This window comes from Streptomyces sp. NPDC057002 (genome assembly GCF_042673825.1).
GTDB lineage: Bacteria > Actinomycetota > Actinomycetes > Streptomycetales > Streptomycetaceae > Streptomyces.
Genome location: NZ_JBHURZ010000010.1, coordinates 160,259 through 180,303, shown reverse-complemented (window position 1 = coordinate 180,303; position 20,045 = coordinate 160,259). Strand labels below are relative to the sequence as shown.

At 68.6% G+C, this 20,045-nt stretch carries 21 protein-coding genes and 2 pseudogenes; 13 read left to right on the top strand and 10 right to left on the bottom strand.

Going from position 1 to position 20,045, the window contains the following annotated elements:
• The first annotated feature begins 101 nt into the window (after positions 1-101).
• From ACFT32_RS38410 to ACFT32_RS38400, 3 genes are all read left to right on the top strand, one after another.
• Complete coding sequence (locus ACFT32_RS38410) at positions 102-1,541, top strand: pyridoxal phosphate-dependent decarboxylase family protein (protein WP_382498434.1); 1,440 nt, start codon at positions 102-104, stop codon at positions 1,539-1,541.
• Positions 1,542-1,617: 76 nt separating this feature from the next.
• Positions 1,618-2,466, top strand: coding sequence for an SDR family NAD(P)-dependent oxidoreductase (locus ACFT32_RS38405; RefSeq protein WP_382498432.1), 849 nt, complete (start codon positions 1,618-1,620; stop codon positions 2,464-2,466).
• Between the two features lie 307 nt (positions 2,467-2,773).
• Entirely contained in the window at positions 2,774-3,229 is a 456-nt protein-coding gene (locus tag ACFT32_RS38400; RefSeq protein WP_382498431.1) for a VOC family protein, read from the top strand.
• Between the two features lie 51 nt (positions 3,230-3,280).
• On the opposite strand, the pseudogene ACFT32_RS38395 reads toward ACFT32_RS38400, so the two are convergent.
• A pseudogene (locus ACFT32_RS38395) lies at positions 3,281-3,681 on the bottom strand (GNAT family N-acetyltransferase).
• 150 nt (positions 3,682-3,831) lie between these two features.
• Positions 3,832-4,722: an NAD(P)-dependent oxidoreductase gene (locus ACFT32_RS38390; protein WP_382498428.1), complete on the bottom strand. Its 891-nt coding sequence runs from the start codon at positions 4,720-4,722 to the stop codon at positions 3,832-3,834.
• A 178-nt stretch (positions 4,723-4,900) separates the two neighbouring features.
• Here ACFT32_RS38390 and ACFT32_RS38385 point away from each other — a divergent pair, with 178 nt between their 5' ends.
• On the top strand, positions 4,901-5,230 hold the full coding sequence (locus ACFT32_RS38385) for a winged helix-turn-helix transcriptional regulator (protein WP_382498427.1): 330 nt from the start codon (positions 4,901-4,903) through the stop codon (positions 5,228-5,230).
• A 73-nt stretch (positions 5,231-5,303) separates the two neighbouring features.
• Here the strand turns inward: ACFT32_RS38385 and ACFT32_RS38380 are convergent, their stop codons facing one another.
• Positions 5,304-5,489 carry a hypothetical protein gene (locus tag ACFT32_RS38380; protein WP_382498426.1) on the bottom strand — a complete coding sequence of 62 codons (186 nt, stop codon included), beginning with the start codon at positions 5,487-5,489 and terminating at the stop codon, positions 5,304-5,306.
• A gap of 389 nt (positions 5,490-5,878) precedes the next feature.
• On the opposite strand from ACFT32_RS38380, the gene ACFT32_RS38375 reads away from it, so the two are divergent.
• Together ACFT32_RS38375 and ACFT32_RS38370 are read left to right on the top strand one after the other, a co-directional pair.
• The gene (locus ACFT32_RS38375; protein ID WP_382498423.1) at positions 5,879-7,000 is read left to right on the top strand and encodes a PP2C family protein-serine/threonine phosphatase; all 1,122 of its coding nucleotides are present in this window, start codon (positions 5,879-5,881) and stop codon (positions 6,998-7,000) included.
• A gap of 307 nt (positions 7,001-7,307) precedes the next feature.
• Positions 7,308-8,267: an alpha/beta hydrolase gene (locus ACFT32_RS38370; protein WP_382498421.1), complete on the top strand. Its 960-nt coding sequence runs from the start codon at positions 7,308-7,310 to the stop codon at positions 8,265-8,267.
• 59 nt (positions 8,268-8,326) lie between these two features.
• Here the strand turns inward: ACFT32_RS38370 and ACFT32_RS38365 are convergent, their stop codons facing one another.
• Both ACFT32_RS38365 and ACFT32_RS38360 read right to left on the bottom strand, forming a co-directional pair.
• The gene (locus ACFT32_RS38365; protein WP_382498419.1) at positions 8,327-8,749 is read right to left on the bottom strand and encodes a hypothetical protein; all 423 of its coding nucleotides are present in this window, start codon (positions 8,747-8,749) and stop codon (positions 8,327-8,329) included.
• Between the two features lie 15 nt (positions 8,750-8,764).
• Positions 8,765-9,169 (bottom strand): hypothetical protein, encoded by a 405-nt coding sequence (locus tag ACFT32_RS38360; protein ID WP_382498416.1) that lies wholly within the window; start codon positions 9,167-9,169, stop codon positions 8,765-8,767.
• 143 nt (positions 9,170-9,312) lie between these two features.
• On the opposite strand from ACFT32_RS38360, the gene ACFT32_RS38355 reads away from it, so the two are divergent.
• Complete coding sequence (locus tag ACFT32_RS38355) at positions 9,313-9,603, top strand: hypothetical protein (RefSeq protein WP_382498414.1); 291 nt, start codon at positions 9,313-9,315, stop codon at positions 9,601-9,603.
• On the opposite strand, the gene ACFT32_RS38350 is transcribed toward ACFT32_RS38355, so the two are convergent.
• On the bottom strand, positions 9,515-10,123 hold the full coding sequence (locus ACFT32_RS38350; RefSeq protein ID WP_382498412.1) for a TetR/AcrR family transcriptional regulator: 609 nt from the start codon (positions 10,121-10,123) through the stop codon (positions 9,515-9,517). The genes ACFT32_RS38355 and ACFT32_RS38350 overlap by 89 nt on opposite strands.
• A gap of 105 nt (positions 10,124-10,228) precedes the next feature.
• Between ACFT32_RS38350 and ACFT32_RS38345 the strand changes: the two genes are divergently transcribed.
• Both ACFT32_RS38345 and ACFT32_RS38340 read left to right on the top strand, forming a co-directional pair.
• A complete protein-coding gene (locus ACFT32_RS38345) occupies positions 10,229-11,422 on the top strand; it encodes an MFS transporter (protein ID WP_382498410.1) in 1,194 nt (397 codons plus the stop codon).
• A 793-nt stretch (positions 11,423-12,215) separates the two neighbouring features.
• Complete coding sequence (locus ACFT32_RS38340) at positions 12,216-13,343, top strand: alpha/beta hydrolase (RefSeq protein WP_382498408.1); 1,128 nt, start codon at positions 12,216-12,218, stop codon at positions 13,341-13,343.
• Between the two features lie 415 nt (positions 13,344-13,758).
• Here the strand turns inward: ACFT32_RS38340 and ACFT32_RS38335 are convergent.
• From ACFT32_RS38335 to ACFT32_RS38325, 3 genes and pseudogenes are all read right to left on the bottom strand, one after another.
• Positions 13,759-14,022 (bottom strand): annotated as a pseudogene (locus ACFT32_RS38335) (helix-turn-helix domain-containing protein); the annotation flags it as partial.
• On the bottom strand, positions 14,019-14,252 hold the full coding sequence (locus tag ACFT32_RS38330) for a Rieske 2Fe-2S domain-containing protein (protein ID WP_382498407.1): 234 nt from the start codon (positions 14,250-14,252) through the stop codon (positions 14,019-14,021). The gene ACFT32_RS38330 and the pseudogene ACFT32_RS38335, both read right to left, overlap by 4 nt.
• 152 nt (positions 14,253-14,404) lie before the next feature.
• Entirely contained in the window at positions 14,405-15,322 is a 918-nt protein-coding gene (locus ACFT32_RS38325; RefSeq protein ID WP_382498405.1) for a helix-turn-helix transcriptional regulator, read from the bottom strand.
• A 135-nt stretch (positions 15,323-15,457) separates the two neighbouring features.
• Between ACFT32_RS38325 and ACFT32_RS38320 the strand changes: the two genes are divergently transcribed.
• Complete coding sequence (locus tag ACFT32_RS38320) at positions 15,458-16,699, top strand: MFS transporter (RefSeq protein ID WP_382498403.1); 1,242 nt, start codon at positions 15,458-15,460, stop codon at positions 16,697-16,699.
• A gap of 82 nt (positions 16,700-16,781) precedes the next feature.
• A complete protein-coding gene (locus ACFT32_RS38315; RefSeq protein WP_382498401.1) occupies positions 16,782-16,946 on the top strand; it encodes a hypothetical protein in 165 nt (54 codons plus the stop codon).
• A gap of 220 nt (positions 16,947-17,166) precedes the next feature.
• Here the strand turns inward: ACFT32_RS38315 and ACFT32_RS38310 are convergent, their stop codons facing one another.
• Positions 17,167-17,853, bottom strand: coding sequence for a DUF4232 domain-containing protein (locus ACFT32_RS38310; RefSeq protein ID WP_382498399.1), 687 nt, complete (start codon positions 17,851-17,853; stop codon positions 17,167-17,169).
• 468 nt (positions 17,854-18,321) lie between these two features.
• On the opposite strand from ACFT32_RS38310, the gene ACFT32_RS38305 reads away from it, so the two are divergent.
• Both ACFT32_RS38305 and ACFT32_RS38300 read left to right on the top strand, forming a co-directional pair.
• Positions 18,322-18,759 carry an NfeD family protein gene (locus ACFT32_RS38305; RefSeq protein WP_382498397.1) on the top strand — a complete coding sequence of 146 codons (438 nt, stop codon included), beginning with the start codon at positions 18,322-18,324 and terminating at the stop codon, positions 18,757-18,759.
• Positions 18,760-18,788: 29 nt separating this feature from the next.
• Positions 18,789-19,898 (top strand): SPFH domain-containing protein, encoded by a 1,110-nt coding sequence (locus tag ACFT32_RS38300; protein WP_382498395.1) that lies wholly within the window; start codon positions 18,789-18,791, stop codon positions 19,896-19,898.
• Positions 19,899-20,045: the final 147 nt, after the last annotated feature.

Genomic DNA, 20,045 nt, shown 5'->3' with positions numbered 1-20,045 from the left:
CGCGTGCCGCGCTCGGCGGTGCATTCTGGTCACGCACTGCGGCCGCCAAGCCGGCCCCGCTGCCGCCTCAGTACTCCCTCTCACCGCCTTCGGACTGCCTCATGCACCCCTTCCCCCTGGAACCCGACCGCGCCGCGATGACCGAGATGGGCCGACTCGTCCTGGACCGGGTCGTCGACCGCACCGAAAATCTCGCGGCCCGCCCCGCGACCAGCCCCCTGTCCCCGCAGGCCGAGGCCGAGCTCGTGGAGTCCTTCCTGGCACCCCCGCCCGACCGGGGCGGCGACCTGAAGGCCCTGCTCGCGCGCCTGGACGAGGCCGCCGACTGCGCTCTGGAGACGGCCGGGCCCGGCCATCTGGCGTACATCCCGGGCAGCGGTCTGTACTCGGCCGCGCTCGCCGAGTTCTACAACCGTGCCGTCAACCGCTACGGCGGCCTGGCCTCGGTGGCTCCGGCCCTCGCCGCGCTGGAGGAGAGCGTGATCCGCTGGATGGCCCGCGACGTGTGCGGCCTCCCGGAGGGCAGCGGCGGCCTGTTGACCAGCGGTGGCTCGATGGCCACGTTCTCCGCGACGGTCGCCGCCCGGCACGACAGGCTCGGCGAGGAACTCGCAGACGGCACCGTCTACACCACCGCCTTCGCCCACCACTCCGTCGCCAAGGCCGCCCGCCTCGCCGGCATCCGCGCCACCCACATACGGACCGTGCCGCACACACCGGACCTGCGGATGGACCCGGAGGCCGCCGCCGCGATGATCCGCGCCGACCGGGACGCCGGGCTGCGGCCCTTCCTGTTGGTGGCCACGGCCGGCACCACCGACACCGGCACCGTCGACCCGCTGCCGCAGCTGGCCGACCTGGCCCGCCGCGAGGACGTGTGGTTCCACATCGACGCGGCCTACGGAGGCTTCTTCCGGCTCACCGCACGCGGCTCAGAGCGCCTCGCCGGTTTCGAGGAGGCCGACTCGATCACTCTGGACCCGCACAAGACCCTGTTCATGCCGTTCGGCACCGGCGCCCTGGTCGTCCGCGACCTCGCCGCCCTGCACGCCGCGCACGACGGCACCGGCAGCTACCTCCAGGACATGGGGGCGGCGGGGAGCGTCCCGGACTCCGGTCATCTCGGGCCCGAGCTGACCCACGAGATCCGTGGTCTGCGGGCCTGGCTTCCCCTGCACCTGCACGGGGTGGACGCCTTCCGTAAGGCTCTGGACGAGAAGCTCGACCTGGCCGAACACGTCCATGACACGCTGTCCGGCGTCGCGGAGCTGGAGGTCCCGCAGCGCCCGGACCTGTCCACCGTGATCTTCCGCGTCCGTCCCGCCGACGGCAGTCGGGCCGCCGCCGAACTGGCGGACGAAGCCAGCCGCCGACTGCTGGAGCGGATCAACGGCCACCGGCGCATCGTGCTCTCCAGCACGGTGGTCGACGGCCGCTACACCCTGCGCGTGTGCGTGGTCTCCCACCGCACCCACCACGACCGCATCACCGAGGCCCTGCAGATCATCACTGCCGACATCGAGCGCCATACCACCGCGTAGCCGGAGACGGCCCTGGACCCGGGTGGTGCCCACCTGAGGGACGTCTCCGCCGAATCACGAATGCAAGGAGGACTTCATGACTATCCATCCCGAATCACTTCCCGCCAGGGGAACAGCCATCGTGACCGGTGCCTCCTCGGGCATCGGTGCGGCCTACGCACGTCGGCTCGCTGCGGATGGTCACGATCTGGTGCTGGTGGCGCGTCGCGCAGAGCGTCTGCGCGCACTTGCCGCGGAGCTGACCGGGCAGCACGACGTAGGAGTGGAAGCCGTCGTCGCGGATCTGGGCGATGCCGGTGACCTGGACCGGGTTGCCCGGCGGACCGCCGAGGACGACGTCGAGCTGCTGGTGAACAATGCGGGCATCAACGGCTACGGCCCCTTCGCCGAGACCGATACCGCACTGCTGGAGCAGGTGATGGCCGTGAACGTGGTGGCGCTCACCCGGCTCGCTCGTGCAGCCGTGCCGGGCATGCTGGCACGCGGCCGCGGCACCGTGGTGAATGTGGCTTCCACCCTCGCCTTCGCCGGTTCGCTTCCGCCGGACCCGCTGCCGGTGCGAGCGGTCTACGGAGGGACCAAGGGCTACGTTGTCACCTTCAGCCGAACCCTTGCCGCAGAGTTGGACGGTGCGCCGGTTCGTGTCCAGGTGCTGTGCCCCGGGCTGACGGCAACCGAGTTCCATCTCGCCCAGGGCCAGGATCCGGTAGCCGGTGATGTAGCCCGAGTACACGACGACGGAGGCATGCCCGTCGAGGACGTGGTGACCGCTTCGCTGAGGGCCTTGGAAACCGGCGAGGTCGTGTGTGTGCCCGGACTGGTCGACGGCGAGGCGGTGGATGGCATCGCCGCGGCGGAATTCGGGCTCCGCTCCTCGTCCACGAGCACACTCGCCCCGCGATACCAGAACCCCGCCCAGCAGTGAGTCCCCGGCCGCCGTGTGAGCGGCGAGGAAATCGGCTGTCGTGACGGCCTCCTCGTCCCCCAGTCCACGCCGTCCGCGCAGCGGGCCAACGCCCGTCTCGACCTCGGACTTGACTGGGCGACGGCGTAGCCGCGTCGGGTCGGAGGGGCTTCAGGCTGGAAGAGCCGAGGAAGGCGCCGATGTATTGCATCGACCCGCCTTGCCTCGGGCGGACAGGCTGTCGGCTGTCCCTGCCGTGTCCATCCTTGCCTACGGACACCCATCCACCACTATGAAAGGAAACTTTCTATTTGCCTGGAGGTCTTGCATGCGCCGTGATGGTTTTCCTGCCCCGGATTCCGGGCTCCTTCTCACTCACTTTCTGACGGTGACCGACGTAGCCCGATCCCGCGCCTTCTACACTGACGTTCTCGGCGGTGAGGTGGTGCTTGAGGAGAACCCCTGCACCATCAAGCTCGCCAACGGATGGATCATCATGAACCCGGGCGGCGGCCCCACCCCGGACAAGCCGGACGTCACCCTGCGCCCACCCACCGACCCCAGCACGATCAGCAGCTTCCTCAACCTCCGGGTCGCCGACATCGAGGCATGCCACCGAGAATGGAGTGCGAAGGGCGCCGAATTCCTCACCCCACCCATCGACCGCAAGGCCGAGCTGCGGTGCTATCTACGCGACCCGGACGGCTATCTCATCGAAGTCGGACAGGCCACCGGCATGCTGCACGGCGCCTACGCCGACCCGCCCGCAACCAACCCGCTGTGAAGCTGGGGTGTTGCTATCTCGCAGCCTGATCAAGCGACCCAGCCGAGAACGTCAGACCCTCGTACGGCGGGCAATTCGATACAGCACGTTCGGACGCAGTGACCCTTCGGGAGCTGTGAGGTCGTCGAAGTCGTCGGCTGGGTCCCGGGTCATGCTCGGGCGAGCCTCCAGCCGATCTCCACTCCAGTGAACGGCATGGCCTCGTCCACTTCGTCCAAGCCCGCAAAGCCGATGAATTCACTTGTGGCCCGCACCTCAACCGCCCACCAGCCATAGCCTCGACGATCGAACTCGGCCTGGAATCGCGCCACAGAGGCATCGCTCTGTTCACGGGTAAGTACGTCGCCCAAGTGCTCCCGAACTCTGGGATCGGCGTTCATCGCCGCCCATGGTTCAAGGTCGGATTCACGCCATCGGCGAAGGGTGAGGCGATCGGTATGCAGTTCAGCCATGCTGCCCGGCCAACGTGAGCGCTGTCCCCAAGGCAATCCATTTTCTTCGGGACTGCTACCGCCGCACACAAGGAGAATGCACGGCTGACTCCAACACTGCCGAGGCTGCCCCGGTGAACCTTCCCGGCGACAGTTGTGTGCGCCCCCGGGTTAGGCGGTCGGCGCCGGGTTCTTGAGTATCTCTGTCAGGGCGGAGATGCTGTGGTCGCCGTAGCCGGCCTCGACGGCTCGCTGCAGCAAGGCGTGGAAGGGTTTGTGCCACTCCATGTCGAGGTTTGCTTCCCTGCCGAGTTCCTCGTCATGGGCGGCTCCGGCCAGGAACAGATTTACTGAGGACGCGGGCTTGCTGTAGTCGCCGCGGTCAATCTCCTCTGCGAAGACCGGCAGCACCGAGTTGATCATCTCGAACCACTTGATGCTGAACCGCACCATTGAGGCCACCTCAAGGCCCCGCGCCTGCACTGCTGCCGCGCCCTGGAAGAAGCCGACGAGCGCGGGCAGCAGGGTGCCGCCCACCGCCATCTCGTACAGGGCGGCGAGATCGGCGTCGGTACCGAGGTAGACGGTGTCGCCGCCCAACACCCGCAGCGTCGCCGCGAACTCGTCGAAGACGGTGTCGTCGCCGCCGTAATACAGGAGGGTGTCCTCGGCTCCGACGGCGGACGGCACGTTCTTGATCGCCCCGTCGAGGTAACGCGCGCTGTGCCCGAGCGCCCATTCGGCCATCTGACGGGCACCGGCCGGCGAACCGCTGTTCAGGCTCACCAGGGCCCGCCCCTTGAGCGTGGCAGCGGCCGGTTCCAGGGCCTCGATGGTGTTCTCGTATGTGGTCAGGCAGGCGATGATCAGCGGACTCGCTGCGACTGCCTCGTCCATAGTCTGCGCGTGCACGGCGCCCTTGGACACGAGCGGCACGGCCTTCGATGCTGTCCTGTTCCAGACGGTGGTCCGGTGTCCGGCGTCAATGAATGCCTCAGCCACTGCGCTGCCCATCGAGCCCAGCCCGACGACGGTCACGGGAGTGCGATGGTGCCCGGTCATAAGTTTGCTCCTGCCTGATGCCGATTCATCTGAAGCGTGAAACGGGTCAAATAGCCGGCATCGCACGGAATTGATGCCCTCTTGGTGCGACGCCTGATCCATGCTCCGGTGGCACTAGCATTTCTACAAGTACCTACAATTCTGTCTGGTACCCACAGTTTTGTTAGGGGGAGTGCTGGTGCGGAAGCAGAGCTATACCTGCGGCCTGGACGCTGCCATCGACGTCATGGGAGGCAAATGGAAGGGATTGATCCTGTTCTGGCTCGGCGAGGGGCCGCTGCGCTTCGGCGAGTTGCGCCGGACGGTGGTGGGTATCAGTGAGCGGATGCTGATCCTGCAACTTCGGGAGCTGGAGGCCAGAGGCCTGGTGCACCGCGAGGTCCATGACCAGGTCCCACCGAAGGTGGAGTACTCACTGACCGATTTCGGTCACTCGCTCCTTGCCGCTCTCACCCCACTCGGTCAGTGGGGTGAGGACCACCTAGAGCGTCTCGAAGCGCTCCCGTGAGCCTGGCACACGAAAACGCAGAGATCACCGCCGCGACGCCTCGGCCTACTGTCCGGCGGCCTGGATGGTCCGCTCAGCCGTCACCGGCATGCTCGGGCACGATCACCGCGCCGAGATGATCATTGCACGGCGTGGGCGGTGTGCCGTCTGAACCCGGTCCTCCCTGGTGGGCCTGGAGGGTGACGCTGACCAAGGTCATGAGCAGATCGATGTCCGTGTCGCCTTCCGGGCGGATGGTCAGCCAGTGCGAGCCCGGCACGAGCCGGATGGTGGGTCATCCTGGCGGTGAGATAACAGGTCGACGCTTCGGCCGGAGTGGAAGTGCGCGATCTCGGCTGTGGCTGAGCGCAAGGCCCGGCCGGTGCCGCGGCTGGGCCGGGCCTCGTGTGCTTACCGGCTGTCCACCAAGGCTTGACGGAGACGTAATCGGCCTGCTCCGCGTCCGCGACCACACCCGGGCGGTCCGACGCCGGCTTCAGTACGAGTCGCACTTACTTCCGGCGTCGTGGAGGGACCAGCCGAGATCGCTGCCGGCGATTTGCCTGTCCTGGGCGTTTCATGAACAGCGTCCGTCTCACACAGCCACGACTCCCGGCTCCCGGAGCGGCGCGCATCCTTCTACGCGGAGGTAGGTGGAAGGCTTGGGCCATGGCCTTTCGACCATGGCTGGACTTCCGGCGTCCCTGGCGGCCGGGTCATGCTCCCGCGCTGGTCGTGATCCCGTTGGGGCTGATCGTCACGGTCTGTGTGGTGGATGTACTGGCTCCGCCGCACATCCACCTCGGTCCGCTGCTGGTGGCGGCACCCGCGATCACCGTGGCCTTCGCCGGCGCCGGTGTGACAGCGCTGATGGGTGCTCTCGCGGTGGCGGGCCAGGTGCTGATCGGCGTGCTCAGAGCGGTGCTGTCCACTGCCAACATCCAGGCGCAGGTCGTTGCCCTGGTCGTGGTCTCCGTCGTCTGTGTCACCGTCTGCGTGGTGCGGGACCGGCGTGAGCAGCAGCTGCACCGGGTGCGGTCGGTGGCTGAGGCAGCGCAGAGTGTCCTGCTGCAGCCCCTACCCGCACGCGCCGGCCCGCTGCGGATCGCCGGCCTGTATCTCCCCGCCGTGGAAGAAGCCGACCTGGGCGGAGACCTGTACGCGGCCGCGCGCACAGACCACCACAGCACCCGGCTCCTCATCGGCGACGTACGAGGCAACGGCCTGGGCGCGATCAACAACTCCGCCCTGCTGCTCGGCGCCTTCCGTGCAGCCGCCCATCGCCAGGCCACCCTCCCCCGCCTCGCCATCCACCTCGACGCCGCGCTCCGCTGGGACACCAGCCAATGGCGACCACAGACAGAGCAGGACACCACCGAGGACTTCGCCACCGCCATCCTGCTCGACATCCCCGACCACGATCCGGTCGCCCACCTCATCAGCTGCGGACACCCACCCGCGCTCCTCCTGCGGGGAAAACACCTCACCCCACTCATGCCCGAGGCCAGCCACCTCCCCATCGGATTCGGCGGAACCTTCGGCCTCACCGCCTACGACGTCCAGACGTTCGCCTTCGAGGCCGGCGACTTGCTGCTCCTCTACACCGACGGCGTCATCGAAGCCCGCAACGCCGAAGGACGCTTCTACCCCTTCACCGAGCGGGCGGCTAAGTGGACCAAGGACGACCCCGAGGAACTGCTGCGCCATCTCCGGGACGACCTGCTGGCCCACGTCCACGGACACCTCGACGACGACGCGGCCGTCGTCGCGATCCGCCGCCTGGCAGTCTGACCCGCCTGCCTCGGCCACACCAGCCGCTGGAGATCCCGCCTTGTGGTCTCCAGCGCCCCTGACCGGCCTCGCAACCAATCCCACGGCCGGATGGACGGCGATCGCCCCGGACTGGAGCTGCCCTGGTGGCGGGTGTTGAATAGAAGGTGTCACGAGCGTGGAGACGTGCTGTAACGGCGGGCAGCCACCAGGTCGCGATCGCCTGGTGATCGGGAGCTGGTGATCGGGAGAATCCGGTGCGTGACGAATCGGCGCCGCGCGCTCTTGGCCAAGTCCATGTCCGAGCCTTCGCGTGAGGAGTGCTGTCATGACTGCTGCCAGCACCGTCGTCCTTGAGCCTGCGGCACAGAAGGTCGCCGATGGGTTCTCGAAACCGCCGTTCCTGTACGAGATGGCGCCGGCCGATGCCCGGAAGGTCCTCGCAGACGCGCAGTCCGCGCCGGTCAGCAAGCTCCCGGTCGACGAAGAGTGGATCACGGTTCCCAGCCAGGTCGGGGACGTCCGGGTCCGCATCATCAAACCGCGGGGAACCACAGGCAAGCTGCCGGTCATTGTGTACATGCACGGTGGAGGCTGGATCCTCGGCAACGCCGAAACCCACGACCGCCTCGTGCGCGAACTCGCCGTCGGTGCCGGCGCGGCGCTCGCGTTCGTGGAGTACCCGAACTCGCCGGAAGCCCGCTACCCGACCGCGATCGAGCAGGGCTACGCCACCGCGCAGTGGATCACTCGGTACGGGGCGTCCAAGGGCTTGGACGCCGACCGCATGGCGGTGGCCGGCGAATCGGTGGGCGGGAACATGGCGGCCGCGCTGGCGCTGATGGCCAAGGAACGCGGCGACGTCACCTTCCTGCAGCAGTCGATGTACTACCCGGTCACCGACGCGGCGATGGACACCGCGTCATACGAGCAGTTCGCCACCGACTACTACCTCACCCGCAAGGCGATGGAGTGGTTCTGGGACGCCTACACCACCGACCCGGCACAGCGCGCCGAGATCACGGCATCACCGAACCAGGCCGGCACCGAGCAGCTGACCGGGCTGCCGCCCGCCTATGTGTGCGTCGACGAGGCCGATGTGCTGCGCGACGAGGGGGAGGCGTACGCCACCAAGCTCCGCTCAGCGGGCGTCCCCGTGACAACCGTGCGCTACGACGGCACCATCCACGACTTCATGCTGCTCAACGCGCTCAGCGAGACCCGGGCCACGCGAGCCGCCATCGACCAGGCCACATCGTTCCTTCGCGCCGGGCTCGGAACCGACTGAACAGCGGTCGCACCTGCCGGCCCGGTGGCCCGGCTCGGCTCCGCACGACCCGTGCGCGGCTACGTGGTGTGCAGGGGTTCCCGGAAGGACTTACGGAACACGGGCCCGGCGAAGGGAATGATCGGCGAAAGCATCTTTGACTTGAACGAGGTGGGGTGCCGTTCGAGTCTGACGTCGACGCGGGTGCCGCTATCCGTGGGAGACATCTGAAACTGCCAGCCCCCGGAGCCGAAGGGCACCGAGTCGCGCGTGGTGACGGTGACCCTGTTCGTCGCGCGGTCCCATTCGTAGCGCGCACGCTCCCACGACTTGTCGTTCCCCTCAGTCACCTCCGCCCAGGTATCGCCCCGCTCGTGGACCTGGAAGTGCTCGGCATCGATGGAAGGCCACTCCTCGACACGGGAGGGGCTGAAGTTCGTCAGCACCCCCATCACCTCATCTGGGCTCATCGAGGAGTTCACGTGGAAGTGCAGGGATGGCATGACCTACTCCCTGGGTTAGAGAAGACCGTTGTCTGACCTCGTAAGGGCCTGACTGGGCAGGCTCACTGACCTGAACGTCCACCTTCCAGACTGCACCTTCGCCCAGCACTGCGCACCAGCAGGTTCGGCCCGCCCTTGTGTTGCAGGCCTCTCCTCAGACAGGTCGGCGGCGAGGACGTCGCGGAAGGTCTCCGGCTTGACCCGCAGCTCCGGCTCGGCGTGGTGCATGACGACCGTGGCGGTGTCCATGCCCAGCTTGGTCGCACCCGAGAGCTGGAAGGCGTTCTCCCCGGCGTCCGGCTGATACGCCGCGCTGTAGACCAGCGCCTTCACGATCGGCAGTTCCTGCGCGGCCCGTGTGATCACCGCACCGCCGTAGAAGTGGCCGACCAGCGCGGCAGGGCCGTCCACGGTCTTCACGACGGAGGCGACGTGGCGGCGTCGGTGTTGACGTCGCGGAGCTCGTTCGGGGCCGCTATGAGTCGTCGCCGCGGTCGCGCAGGCCGGGTACCACGCTGTTCCAGCTGGAGGAGTCGGCAAACGCGCCGTGGAACATCCACGCCGTGGGGGTGGAGCGTCTGGTCAGCGAGGCTTCCGTGACGAAGGCGACGTTCTACCGGCACTTCCCTGCAAAGGGCGCCCGGCAGCCGGCAGGCCAGGGCGACCAGGTGCGCTGCCGGTTGTGCACGCGATTCATGTCGCCTGAAGTCGTGCGGTTCCGGGGGCCGAGCGTGGACCGATGTCGACGTGTGGTGCGCGTGAGCGTCAGCGTCCCTGTGTGTCCCAGTTCGCGAGCACGGCGTCGGCCGCGGCGTGCAGGTGCCGTGCTGATGTGCCGTCACAGACCTGTGTAGAAATACCGAGCAAGAAGCCGTGGATCATTGACGTGACGCCGTCCACGTCGGTGCCTTCGGCGAGTTCTCCTGAGGCGATGCCGCGCACGACGCACGCCCTGATGCGTGCTCGGTCCGCTGCGCGGCGCGCCGCTACGACCTTTCGCGCTCCGGCCTCGCCCGCTCCCGGTGCCCGGACCGTCCCCGAGAGGGCGACGAGGCATCCGCGAGGGTGGGATGTGTCGGTCTGCATGGTGATCGACCCGTGGAGGAGCCGGGCGATGGCCTCGCGGGGACTTTCCGCCTCGTCGGCCACGACATCGGTGACGCTGCCCGGTCCGGCGATGTAGTGCTCAACGGCCTTCTCGAACAGTCCCTCCTTCGAGCCGAAGGCGCCGTAGAGGCTCGCGGAGGACAGCCCTGTGGCCTCGCGGAGCTGGGCCAGCGATGTCGCTTCGTAGCCCTGTTCCCAGAACAGCAGCATCGCGGCCTCCAGGACGGCCTCCATGTCGAAGATGCGGGGACGGCCGACGGGGGACACGGCGAACCTCCTCTATTGCGGACTGACTGATCCAGTTTGACACCCGTAAGCACGCCGATCAATATCGGATCAGTCAATCCATAACTAGTGGAGGAGTCCGACCCGATGACCACAACGTGCCCCACGCCGGTCCGCGAGCGAGTGCACGAGTCGTTCCCCGTTCCGGCACTGGTGGTGATGGCGTGCACCGGATTCATCGTGATCATGACCGAGACACTGCCGGCGGGGCTGCTCCCGCAGCTCGCTGCCGGACTCGACGTCTCCGAAGGCGGCGCCGGCCAGCTCGTGAGCGCCTACGCGATCGGAACGGTCCTCTCGGCGATACCCGCGATCGCGCTGACGCGCGGGGCACGGCGGAAGCCGCTCCTCCTCGCGGGCCTGCTCGGGTTCCTTGTCGCCAACGCCGTCACCGCGCTCTCGCCGTCGTTCACCGTCGCTCTAGTCGCCCGGTTCGTCGGGGGAGCCTTCTCCGGTCTGCTCTGGGGCATGCTCGCCGGATACGCCCGGCGTATCGCCGCGCCTGAGCACGCCGGGCGTGCCCTCGCCATCGCCATGACCGGAACCCCCGTCGCGCTGTCCGCCGGAACCCCCCTTGGCGCCTGGCTGGGCTCGACGGTCGGGTGGCGCTGGTCCTTCGCCGCGATGTCACTGCTCAGCGTCATCGTCATGGTCTTCGCGAAGTTCCTCGTGCCCGACGCCCCGGGGCAGTCGGCGCAGACACGCGCTCCGCTCGGCCGAGTGCTGGGCATTCCCGGCGTGGCGACCATCCTCGCCGTCGTATTCGTCTGGATGCTCGCGCACAACCTGCTCTACACCTACATCGCTTCCTACCTGCAGCAGATGCGTCTCGCGCTCCGGCCCGACATCACACTTCTCGTCTTCGGCGTCGCTGCGCTCGGAGGTATCTGGATCACCGGCGTGTTCATCGACCGCGCACTTCGCAGGCTCACGCTGGCGAGTGTGACCCTGTTCATCGTCGCCGGGGCGTCTCTTGCCGCCGCGCACCAGTCCACTGTGCTCGCGCTGCTCGCGATCATCCTGTGGGGCCTCGCGTTCGGCGGCTCGGCGACGCAGTTGCAGACGGCCATGGGGGAGGCCGCGGGCGAGAACGCCGACGCGGCGAACGCGATGCTGACGACATCCTTCAACATGGCGATCTTCGCGGGTGGTGCCGCGGGGGCTGTGGTCGTCGATGGTGTGGGCGCACCGGTTCTTCCAGCAGGGATGATCGCTCTCACACTCATCGCGCTCCTCATGGTCGGCTTCGGCCGGCGCGCAGCCTTCCCCGCAGGGCGTTGACCGAGAACTGACCGGACCACTCCTCGTGGCTTGTGATGCAGCCTTGGACGGGTATCCGGTCCACTGGCGGACTGGCGAGTCGGGGGCGAAGTTGGTCTTGGGCTCGGCGCGGGCGTTGCGCCAGCAGATGTAGGCGGCGGCGTTTCGCTCCTCGTGGGTGCGATGGCCGGTGCCGTTGAGGGCGAAGCCAGGATCCGTGGGTCGGCAGGAAGACCAGCTCGACGTCGTTGCCAGCGGCCCAGGTGCGGACCTCGGCGTGCTTGTGTGTGGGGGGAGAGAAGTTGTCCGGGACGACGTACAGCTTCTCCTCAGGCCAGCGGGAGTGCAGGGTCTTGAGCAGGTCGAGGGCGGCAAGCATGTGCATCACGCCGCCGTACCAGGTTGGCGGCCCGCAGCCGGACGGGCTTGCCCATGGACGCCAGGCCCTGCCCTTGCGTGGCGCAAGGCGAGGTCGAAGGTCGGCATGGCGGACAACTTCCGCCTCCAGGACCTCCGCCACACCCTCAAGTCCCCAACCCCTCAGGCCAGCACCACCGCGGAAGACGCGCCCCGCCCTCCGGCGCAAGGCCGCCACCCCCGCCGTCTGCCCCTCGTCCTGGTCCTGGGCTCGCTGACCGCGCTCGGCCCGCTCACCCATGTCCCCTTCCCGGGAGGTGGGGGGTTGAGCTTGTACCCCCCATAAACCCGACCTGCCTCGCCTGGCGCAGAAGCGGTTCTCTGGAATCGCGCCTCGGTCACGACACCACGGACCGTCGCGCCGTTTCTTCCACCGATCGAATATGAGGTCCACTCGATGGAACGTCGCACAGCGCTCGGACTGATCGCCGGCACCGGCGCCGCCACCGCCGTCTCCTTCACAGCTCTGCCCTCCTTCGGTGCGGAAACCGGCCGCCCCGCGGGCGCCACAGGACAGGGCAAGGCCACGGCCAAGGGCGGCTACACCTTCGCGCTGGACAAGAACGTCAAGCGGACCTCTGTGCGGTTCAAGAACCGATACGGCATCGAGGTCGCCGCGGACCTCTACGTGCCGAAGAACGCCAGGGGCAAGCTGCCCGCCCTGGCGGTCAGCGGTCCGTTCGGCGCGGTCAAGGAACAGTCCTCGGGGCTCTACGCCAACGAGTTCGCCCGGCGCGGCTACGTCGCCCTCGCCTTCGACCCCTCCTTCACCGGGGAGAGCGGCGGCACGGTGCGCGACGTGGCCTCGCCCGACATCTACACCGAGGACTACAGCGCCGCCGTCGACTTCCTCGGCCTGCGGAAGGTCGTCGACCGCGAACGGATCGGCGCGCAGGCCATCTGCGGCTTGAGCGGTATGGCGCTCACCGCGGCGGCTGCGGACAGCCGTATCAAGGCGGTCGCCACGGCCTCGATGTACGACATGTCGCGCAGCATGTCCCGCGGCCACGAGGACTACTACACGCATGAGCAGCGCCAGAAGGTCGTGGACCACCTCAGCCGGCAGCGCTGGATCGACGCCGAGAAGGGCACCTACGCGCGGCTCTCCCACGAGGTCCCCTTCGACAAGAACGGCGACGTCGCCCCCTCGAACCACGTCCTGCCCAAGACCCTCCCGGCGGACGCCGACCCGATCACGAAGAGCTTCTTCGACTACTACCGCACCGAGCGCGGCTACCACCCGCGCTCGATCAACTCCACCACCGCGTGGACCGGGACCACACCGATGTCGTTCTTCGCCTTCCCGCTGATGACGAACATCGACATGCTGGCGCCCCGCAAGGCCCTCCTGGTGGCCGGCGCCGCCGCGCACTCCCGCTACTACTCCGAGGACGTCCAGGCCAAGGCCCCCGACACCGTCGACCTCGTGATCGTCCCGGGCGCGGACCACGTCGACCTGTACGACCGCAAGGACCTCATCCCCTTCGACAGGCTCGACGCGTTCTTCACCAAGAACCTCGCCTGACCGGAAGTGCCCCGCGGCTGTGCCGAGCCGATGCTCGCTCAGGAGCGGTCGTTGGTCTTTAGTGCTTTCTTCCGAGGCGGGTTGCACCACGAGACCGATTCCCGCCCGTGGTCTGTTGCGCTCCACCATCAGCATCATGGAGTTGACCGGTAAGCAGTGGAATGTGGGCGACCTGGTTCGGCCGACCGACGAACTCGCCACAGCGGCCCCGCCCCACTACGAGTTCGCCATCGCCGCGGCGACCCGGGCCTGGGCCCACGGAGACCAGTCGGCGCTGCGCGCGTTGTCAGGCCGAGACGTCCCGGGAGCCGTGCACATGACGGCCGTGGGTGTCGCCGTTCTGGGGCGGGTGCTGTGGGGCAGGTGCTCCCACGTGGCCTGTAGCCGTGCGATGGTGACCTGGCACTCGTCGCGCAGGTGGTGCACGGTCTCGAAGGTCGTGAAAGCGAGCAGGGTGTGGGCGATCATCACCCTGGAGAGCCAGCAGAAGGCCCTTGCGGTCGCCGAACCGGCGAAAGAGCGTGCCCTTTCCCACACCCGCCGCCCGCGCGACCTCGTACATCGTCACGTGCTCCGCTCCCCGGTCGGCCACCAGCAGGGCGGCTACCTCCAGGAGCCGGGCGCGGTTGCGGGCGGCATCGGCCCGCTCGGCAGCGGCGTCGTCCGGCGCCTGCGTCACCTTTCACTCCGCGGTTCAACACGTGCGTACACGCAGCCGTCCTCGATGCGCACCGGGTACACAGGGACGGGGCGGGTCGCCGGAGGGTCGAGGGGGTGGCCGGTGCGCAGGCCGAAGCGGGAGGCGTGCAGCCAGCACTCGACCGTGCACCCGTCCACCTCGAACCGTCGGGCGACGCCCTCCTGCAAGTCGTCGAACTCGCAGAGGTACGTGTAGCCGCTACCGGGCATCGCTCTCCTCGGGTGCAACTGACAGGCCGCGCCGGCCAGAAGCGTCACGCAGCTGACCGCGGCCGATCGCCAACGCTGGCGACGCAGCCCGGGGCTGGGACCCGCCTCCAGCCCGAATCACAGTCGGCACATGGACCTGAGACGCTGCCTGCTCAGCGCAGCTGGTCGGTGGACCCCGTCGCCTGGACGGGAGTGGCTGCCAGGCTGGCGAGAATCCTGAGGCGTTCTTCGGAGGTGCTGCCCGGTTCGGCGGTGTAGAGGCTCAGATCGTGCACGGCCCGGGGAGACACGGGCAGGTGCAGGGACTGGTAGGTCAGCTCCAGAGGGCCGACCTCGGGGTGCTGCAGGCGCTTGACGCCGTCGTGGCGGATACGGACGTCGTGCGCGGCCCACATGGTGCGGAAGTCGGGGCTGACCGTGGACAGCTCGCCGATGAGTTCGCGCAGGGCCCGGTCATGCGGTTCACGCCCGGCCTCGGCACGCAGCAGCGCGACGGTGGCGGCGGCGCCGGAGTCCCAGTCGACGAAGAAGTCCTGGGAACCCGGGTCGAGGAAGTGGTAGCGGGCGAAGTTGGCGCGGCCGCGCTTGTCGGTGGTGGGGCTGTCGAACATGGGGGCGTGCAGGGCCCGGGCCAGCGGGTTGGTGGCGATGACGTCCAGGCGGCCGTTCCGTACGAAGGCACCGGACATCGCGATGGTGTCCAGCAGCCACTGGATGCGGGGCGGGACCTCGACCTCCCTGCGGCGGGACGGTGTGCGCCGGGCGGGCCGGGCGGCGCGGGCCAGGTCGAACAGGTAGGTGCGTTCGTCCTCGTCCAGCTGCAGGGCCTGGGCGACCGCGGCGAGCACGTCCTCGGAGACGCCACTGATGTGGCCTTTTTCCAGGCGGGTATACCACTCGGTGCTCACCCCGGCCAGCACGGCGACCTCCTCGCGCCGCAGCCCGGGCACTCGGCGCCGGCCGCTGGTGGGCAGCCCGGCCTGCTCCGGGGAGATCTTCGCGCGGCGGCTGGCGAGGAAGTCGCGGATCTCGGTGCGGTGGTCAGGGCGGTCGTCGGGGCGCGGGTCCATGAACTCCACGGTAGCCACCGGCTCGCAAGGAGGGAGGTTGAGCTTGTACCCCCCATAAACGCGACCTTCCTCAAGGGCGGGGCGGCTTGTTCCCTGGGTGACGCACCCCGATCACAACCCCCACGGAGATGAACCTTGAGTACGCGAGGAGCAACCCTCCACGCCCCCGCCGAGACCGTACGGGCTGACAACCCCCAGCCTCCGTCCGCCCGGCTGCCGCTCGTCGTCTACGTGCTCGCGCTCGGCACCTTCCTGATGGGCACCACCGAGTTCGTCGTGGCCGGCCTGCTGCCCGAGATCGCGGGCGACCTGCGGGTCAGCGTCGCCCAGACCGGACTGATGATCACCGTCTTCGCCGTCGGCATGATCGTCGGCGCGCCGCTGATGGCGATGCTCACACTGCGGCTGCCCAAGCGGCTGACCCTGATGCTCGCCCTCGGCGTCTTCGCCGCCGGGCACGTCATCGTCGCCCTCAGCTCGAACTTCACACTGCTCCTGGCGGCACGGTTCCTGACCGCGATCGCCACCGGCGCCTTCTGGGCGGTGGCCAACGTGGCCGCCGCACGCGCCGCAGGCCCTGCCGCCGGTTCCCGCGCCCTCGGGCTCGTCGGCGCCGGAGCCATGCTCGCCAACGTCGTCGGTGTGCCGCTGGGCGCGTTCGCCGGGCAGCTCATGGGCTGGCGCGGACCGTTCTGGGCACTGGCGGCCTTCGCCGCCGCGGCCGTCGCACTGATCGCCCGCACCGTCCCCCACGACGGTGACGACCAGCAGGCGGTGTCGCTCCGGTCCGAGCTGACCGCGCTGCGCTCCGGCCGTCTGTGGCTGGTGCTGGCGGCCTGCGCCACCACGACCGGCGGTGTCCTGGCGGCGTACTCCTACATCTCGCCGCTGCTGACCGACCGGTCGGGGCTCGCGTCCGGGACCGTGCCGCTGGTCCTGGTCGGCTTCGGCCTCGGTGCCCTGGCCGGCTCGCTCGTGGGAGGCCGTCTGGGCGACCGCCGCCCGCACACCGTGACCCTCGTGGCCGCCGCAGGAGCCACGCTCCTGCTCCTGGCGATCTCCCTGCTGGCCGGCTACGCCGTGCCCACCATCATTCTGGTCGCCCTGCTGGGCTTCTTCGGGCTCGGCGCCAACCCGGTGCTGATGGCCCTGGCCGTGCGTTTCGCACGCCAGGCACCCGTCCTGGCCTCGGCACTGACCGTCTCGGCGTTCAACCTCGGCACCGCCATCGGCTCCTGGATCGCCGGCCGCACCCTCGACTCCGGCCTGGGATCCACCGGCCCGGCCGTGGTCGGCACGGCAATCGCCGCCCTTACCCTGATCCCCACCACCGCCATCGCCCTCACCCAGCGGCGCCGCTCGGCGGCAGCCCGCTAGGACCTGTCCGGCGGAGACCGACGCCGCACAGGACAGAGAAGCGCACCCGCAGCCCACCCCCTTCACGGAGAGGCGGAACGAAATGGCACGCCTCGCCAACGCGGTCACGGCCGTCACGGGAGCAGGCGGCGGCGTGGCCCGCCAGGCTGCGCTGCGGCTGGCCGCGGAGGGATCGCGCCTGGGACTGACCGAGCTGGACGCCTCCTCGCTGGAGGAGACCGCGGCCCTGGTGGAAGGCCGGGGGTGAGGCCATCGCGGTGGCCGGCGACATCGTCTCCGAGTACAGCCCTGCCGGCATCGGCATCTACTGAGGGCGACGATGACGTGCCCGCGGCGAAGACGCCGAGGGCGAGCATCAGGGTCAGCCGCACAGGACGCCAGCGACGCGCTCGCCGGACGGCAGATGCTCAAGCGCTACGCGCAGCCCGTGGAGATCGCCGAGGTGGTCACCGGGCCGGCCACGACCCCTACTTGGTCGTGTGCGTGGGGTAGACCTGAACATCGGTGTAGGCGCCCTTGATCTCTCCCGCGCCCGCGGGCCACTTCAGGCTCACGGTGTGGGTCTCGTTGGGGGGCGTCACCAGGATGTCGGTCGGGTGCGTGAGGCTGTCGCCGGTGTTGTCGATGTCGTAGGCGAGGTTGAAGACAGCGGCGTCTCCGGGCTTCAGGGTGGTGATACGCGGCTGGGCGTTGCCGCGCTCGATGGGGTTCGAGGTGTTGTCGGTGTCCTTGATGTCGACGCCCGCGAAGCCCGTCGCCGAGCAGGTGGTCGAACCCCGGTTGATCATGGTGATGTCGATCCTGCCGGAGGCCTCGTCGGTCGCGGCGTCCCTGGCGTCGATGGCCAGGTCCTGCGTCTTGCAGAACGTGACCTTGCCGCCGGTCTCCGTCGCGCCGTTCGCGGCGCCGGCACCGGCCTTGGTGTCCTGTCCGGAACCCGACTTCGCGCCGCCGGCCTTCGACTTCGAGCTGTCGGAGTCCGAGCCGCTCTCCGCCTTCGAGCCGTCTTCCGAGGACGAAGAAGACGAAGAAGACGAGGAAGAGGAGCGCTTGGAGGAGGAGTCCTTCCCGGAGTCATTGCCGCCACAGGCGGTGAGGGAGAGGGACGCTGCGACGCCGATGGCAGCGAGAGCGGCGATGCGGGTGTACTTCACGGTGTTCCCCCAGAAGGTGCGCGGTGCGTGTGGTCTGAAGTATTTGTATCTCGCACCGAGTTACAGGCGATCTTCCGAGGCGTCTTCGTTCTGTCACAGGCGGCCGACGCAGCAGGCCACCGGACTCCTCGGCCATGACCTCGTCGGCCTGCGCGTTCGGGTTCTGAGGAACGCCGTCATGCCGTGCTCATGGCACTACGGCACCAACTCTCTTCTCAGCGGATCCGCGTGACTGCCACTGTCGCGGGTCGTGTTGTGCCCGTCTCGACTTCGACGACCAGGCTGCGGCCTGTGGTCCTGTACGGCTCCCCCTCATCCGTCCGTGCCCGCCGCCAGGGCCGGAGGCTACGCCGGTGCCGATGGCTCATGATCACGGTGGCCGCCGGCTGCCCGCACCTCCGGTGCCCTGTCTGCCCGGCCTTCCGGGCGGTAGCTTGGTGGAGAAGGCCCCATAAGGAGGGCGATGCGATGCCGTGGTTCGTATGGCTGCTCGCCGCCGCGGCACTGGGTGCCGCGGAGTTCTTCACCCTGACACTGGTCTTCGGGTTGCTGGCGGGCGCCGCGTTGGTTGCCGCCGTAGTCGCCGGTGTGGGCATCGGCCTTCTCGGCCAGCTCCTGGCCTTGGGCGCAGCGGCGGCAGCGGGCCTCGTCATCGTCCGTCCTGTCGCGCGGCGGCATATGGCACAGCAGCCCCTCACCCTCGAGGGCAGTGACGCGCTGATCGGCAAGCGGGCCGAGGTCAAGCAGGAGGTCACCGCGACCCGCGGCCTGATCAAACTCTCCGGTGAGGAATGGTCCGCCCGCGCCCTCGACGAGAGCCACGTGATCCCGGTGGGAGCGTGGGTGGACGTCATGGAGATCGAAGGCGCCACGGCCATCGTCTACCCCCGCGAACTCCTTCCTTGAACGGCTGAACACACAGCAATGGAGGCACTGTGGATCCAGTTGTCATCCCCATTCTTGTGGCGGCCCTTGTCGTCGTCTTCCTCGTGGCCTCCACCGTGCGGATCGTCCCGCAGGCGCGCCGGTACAACATCGAGCGGTTCGGCCGATACCGCCGGACGCTGCAACCCGGGCTGAACCTGGTCGTCCCGGTGGCGGACCGCATCAACACCAAACTCGACGTGCGCGAGCAGGTCTATTCGTCCGATCCCAGGCCGGTGATCACCGAGGACAACCTCGTGGTGAACATCGACACCGTGCTCTACTACCAGATCACCGACCCACGGGCAGCGGCCTACGAGGTCGCCGACTACCTGCACGCGATCGATCAGCTCACGGTGACCACGCTCCGGAACGTCATCGGCAGCATGGACCTGGAGGAGACGCTCACCTCGCGCGAGGAGATCAACTCACGGCTGCGCGCCGTCCTCGACGACGCCACCGGCAAGTGGGGCATCCGGGTCAACCGCGTCGAGATCAAGGCCATCGATCCACCGCACACCATCAAGGAAGCGATGGAGAAGCAGATGCGGGCCGAGCGTGACAAGCGCGCGGCCATCCTGCACGCCGAAGGGGAGCGGCAAGCCAAGATCCTCACCGCGGAAGGCACGAAGCAGAAGGACATCCTGGAGGCGCAGGGCACACAACAAGCCATGATCCTTCGGGCGGACGGTGAGGCCAAGGCGGTGGAGCTCGTCTTCCAGGCCGTCCATCGCAACAATGCCGACCCGAAGATCCTGGCCTACAAGTACCTCGAGACGCTGCCGCACTTGGCGAGCAGTGACAACAACACTTTCTGGGTGATCCCGGGGGAGCTGACCGAGGCAGTCCGGACCGTCACCCGCGCGTTCGGTGATCAGCCGGCGGGGGGTCCTCACACAACCGCGCAACCTGAGGAAGCAGCCGGCGCCGGCGCTGACCACACGTCGGACGAAGGCCGGACTCCGGAGCTCGATGAGCGTTGGACGCCTTCACTCGACGCCGCCGCGGCTGCTGACGAGGCCGGGAAGCAGGCCGCCGCCGCGGTGAGCGACGCCAAGGCGGAGGCCGAGGCTGCGAAGTCGCCCCAGACGCCGCGCCGGGGGCAGACGTCCGGCGGCTGAGCCCACCCTCGGTCATCGCCGGTGCCCTGCGAGCACCCACGGCGCGCAGGGTCGGCAAGCCGCGTTTCACGCACATGGGTCGCGCTGTGACCGAGGCTCAGGGCAGCCGCGAAGCCCGGCGTGGGTACGTCCGTCCTGCCGCGTCGC

Excerpts from the sequence above, each read along its gene's own strand:
- ACFT32_RS38410 (WP_382498434.1), top strand. The coding sequence starts at position 102 with ATGCACCCCTTCCCCCTGGAACCCGACCGCGCCGCGATGACCGAGATG.
- ACFT32_RS38405 (WP_382498432.1), top strand. The coding sequence starts at position 1,618 with ATGACTATCCATCCCGAATCACTTCCCGCCAGGGGAACAGCCATCGTG.
- ACFT32_RS38340 (WP_382498408.1), top strand. The coding sequence starts at position 12,216 with ATGGAACGTCGCACAGCGCTCGGACTGATCGCCGGCACCGGCGCCGCC.
- ACFT32_RS38365 (WP_382498419.1), bottom strand. The coding sequence starts at position 8,749 with ATGCCATCCCTGCACTTCCACGTGAACTCCTCGATGAGCCCAGATGAG.
- ACFT32_RS38305 (WP_382498397.1), top strand. The coding sequence starts at position 18,322 with ATGCCGTGGTTCGTATGGCTGCTCGCCGCCGCGGCACTGGGTGCCGCG.
- ACFT32_RS38325 (WP_382498405.1), bottom strand. The coding sequence starts at position 15,322 with ATGGACCCGCGCCCCGACGACCGCCCTGACCACCGCACCGAGATCCGC.
- ACFT32_RS38330 (WP_382498407.1), bottom strand. The coding sequence starts at position 14,252 with ATGCCCGGTAGCGGCTACACGTACCTCTGCGAGTTCGACGACTTGCAG.
- ACFT32_RS38345 (WP_382498410.1), top strand. The coding sequence starts at position 10,229 with ATGACCACAACGTGCCCCACGCCGGTCCGCGAGCGAGTGCACGAGTCG.
- ACFT32_RS38315 (WP_382498401.1), top strand. The coding sequence starts at position 16,782 with ATGGCACGCCTCGCCAACGCGGTCACGGCCGTCACGGGAGCAGGCGGC.
- ACFT32_RS38390 (WP_382498428.1), bottom strand. The coding sequence starts at position 4,722 with ATGACCGGGCACCATCGCACTCCCGTGACCGTCGTCGGGCTGGGCTCG.
- ACFT32_RS38400 (WP_382498431.1), top strand. The coding sequence starts at position 2,774 with ATGCGCCGTGATGGTTTTCCTGCCCCGGATTCCGGGCTCCTTCTCACT.
- ACFT32_RS38375 (WP_382498423.1), top strand. The coding sequence starts at position 5,879 with ATGGCCTTTCGACCATGGCTGGACTTCCGGCGTCCCTGGCGGCCGGGT.
- ACFT32_RS38370 (WP_382498421.1), top strand. The coding sequence starts at position 7,308 with ATGACTGCTGCCAGCACCGTCGTCCTTGAGCCTGCGGCACAGAAGGTC.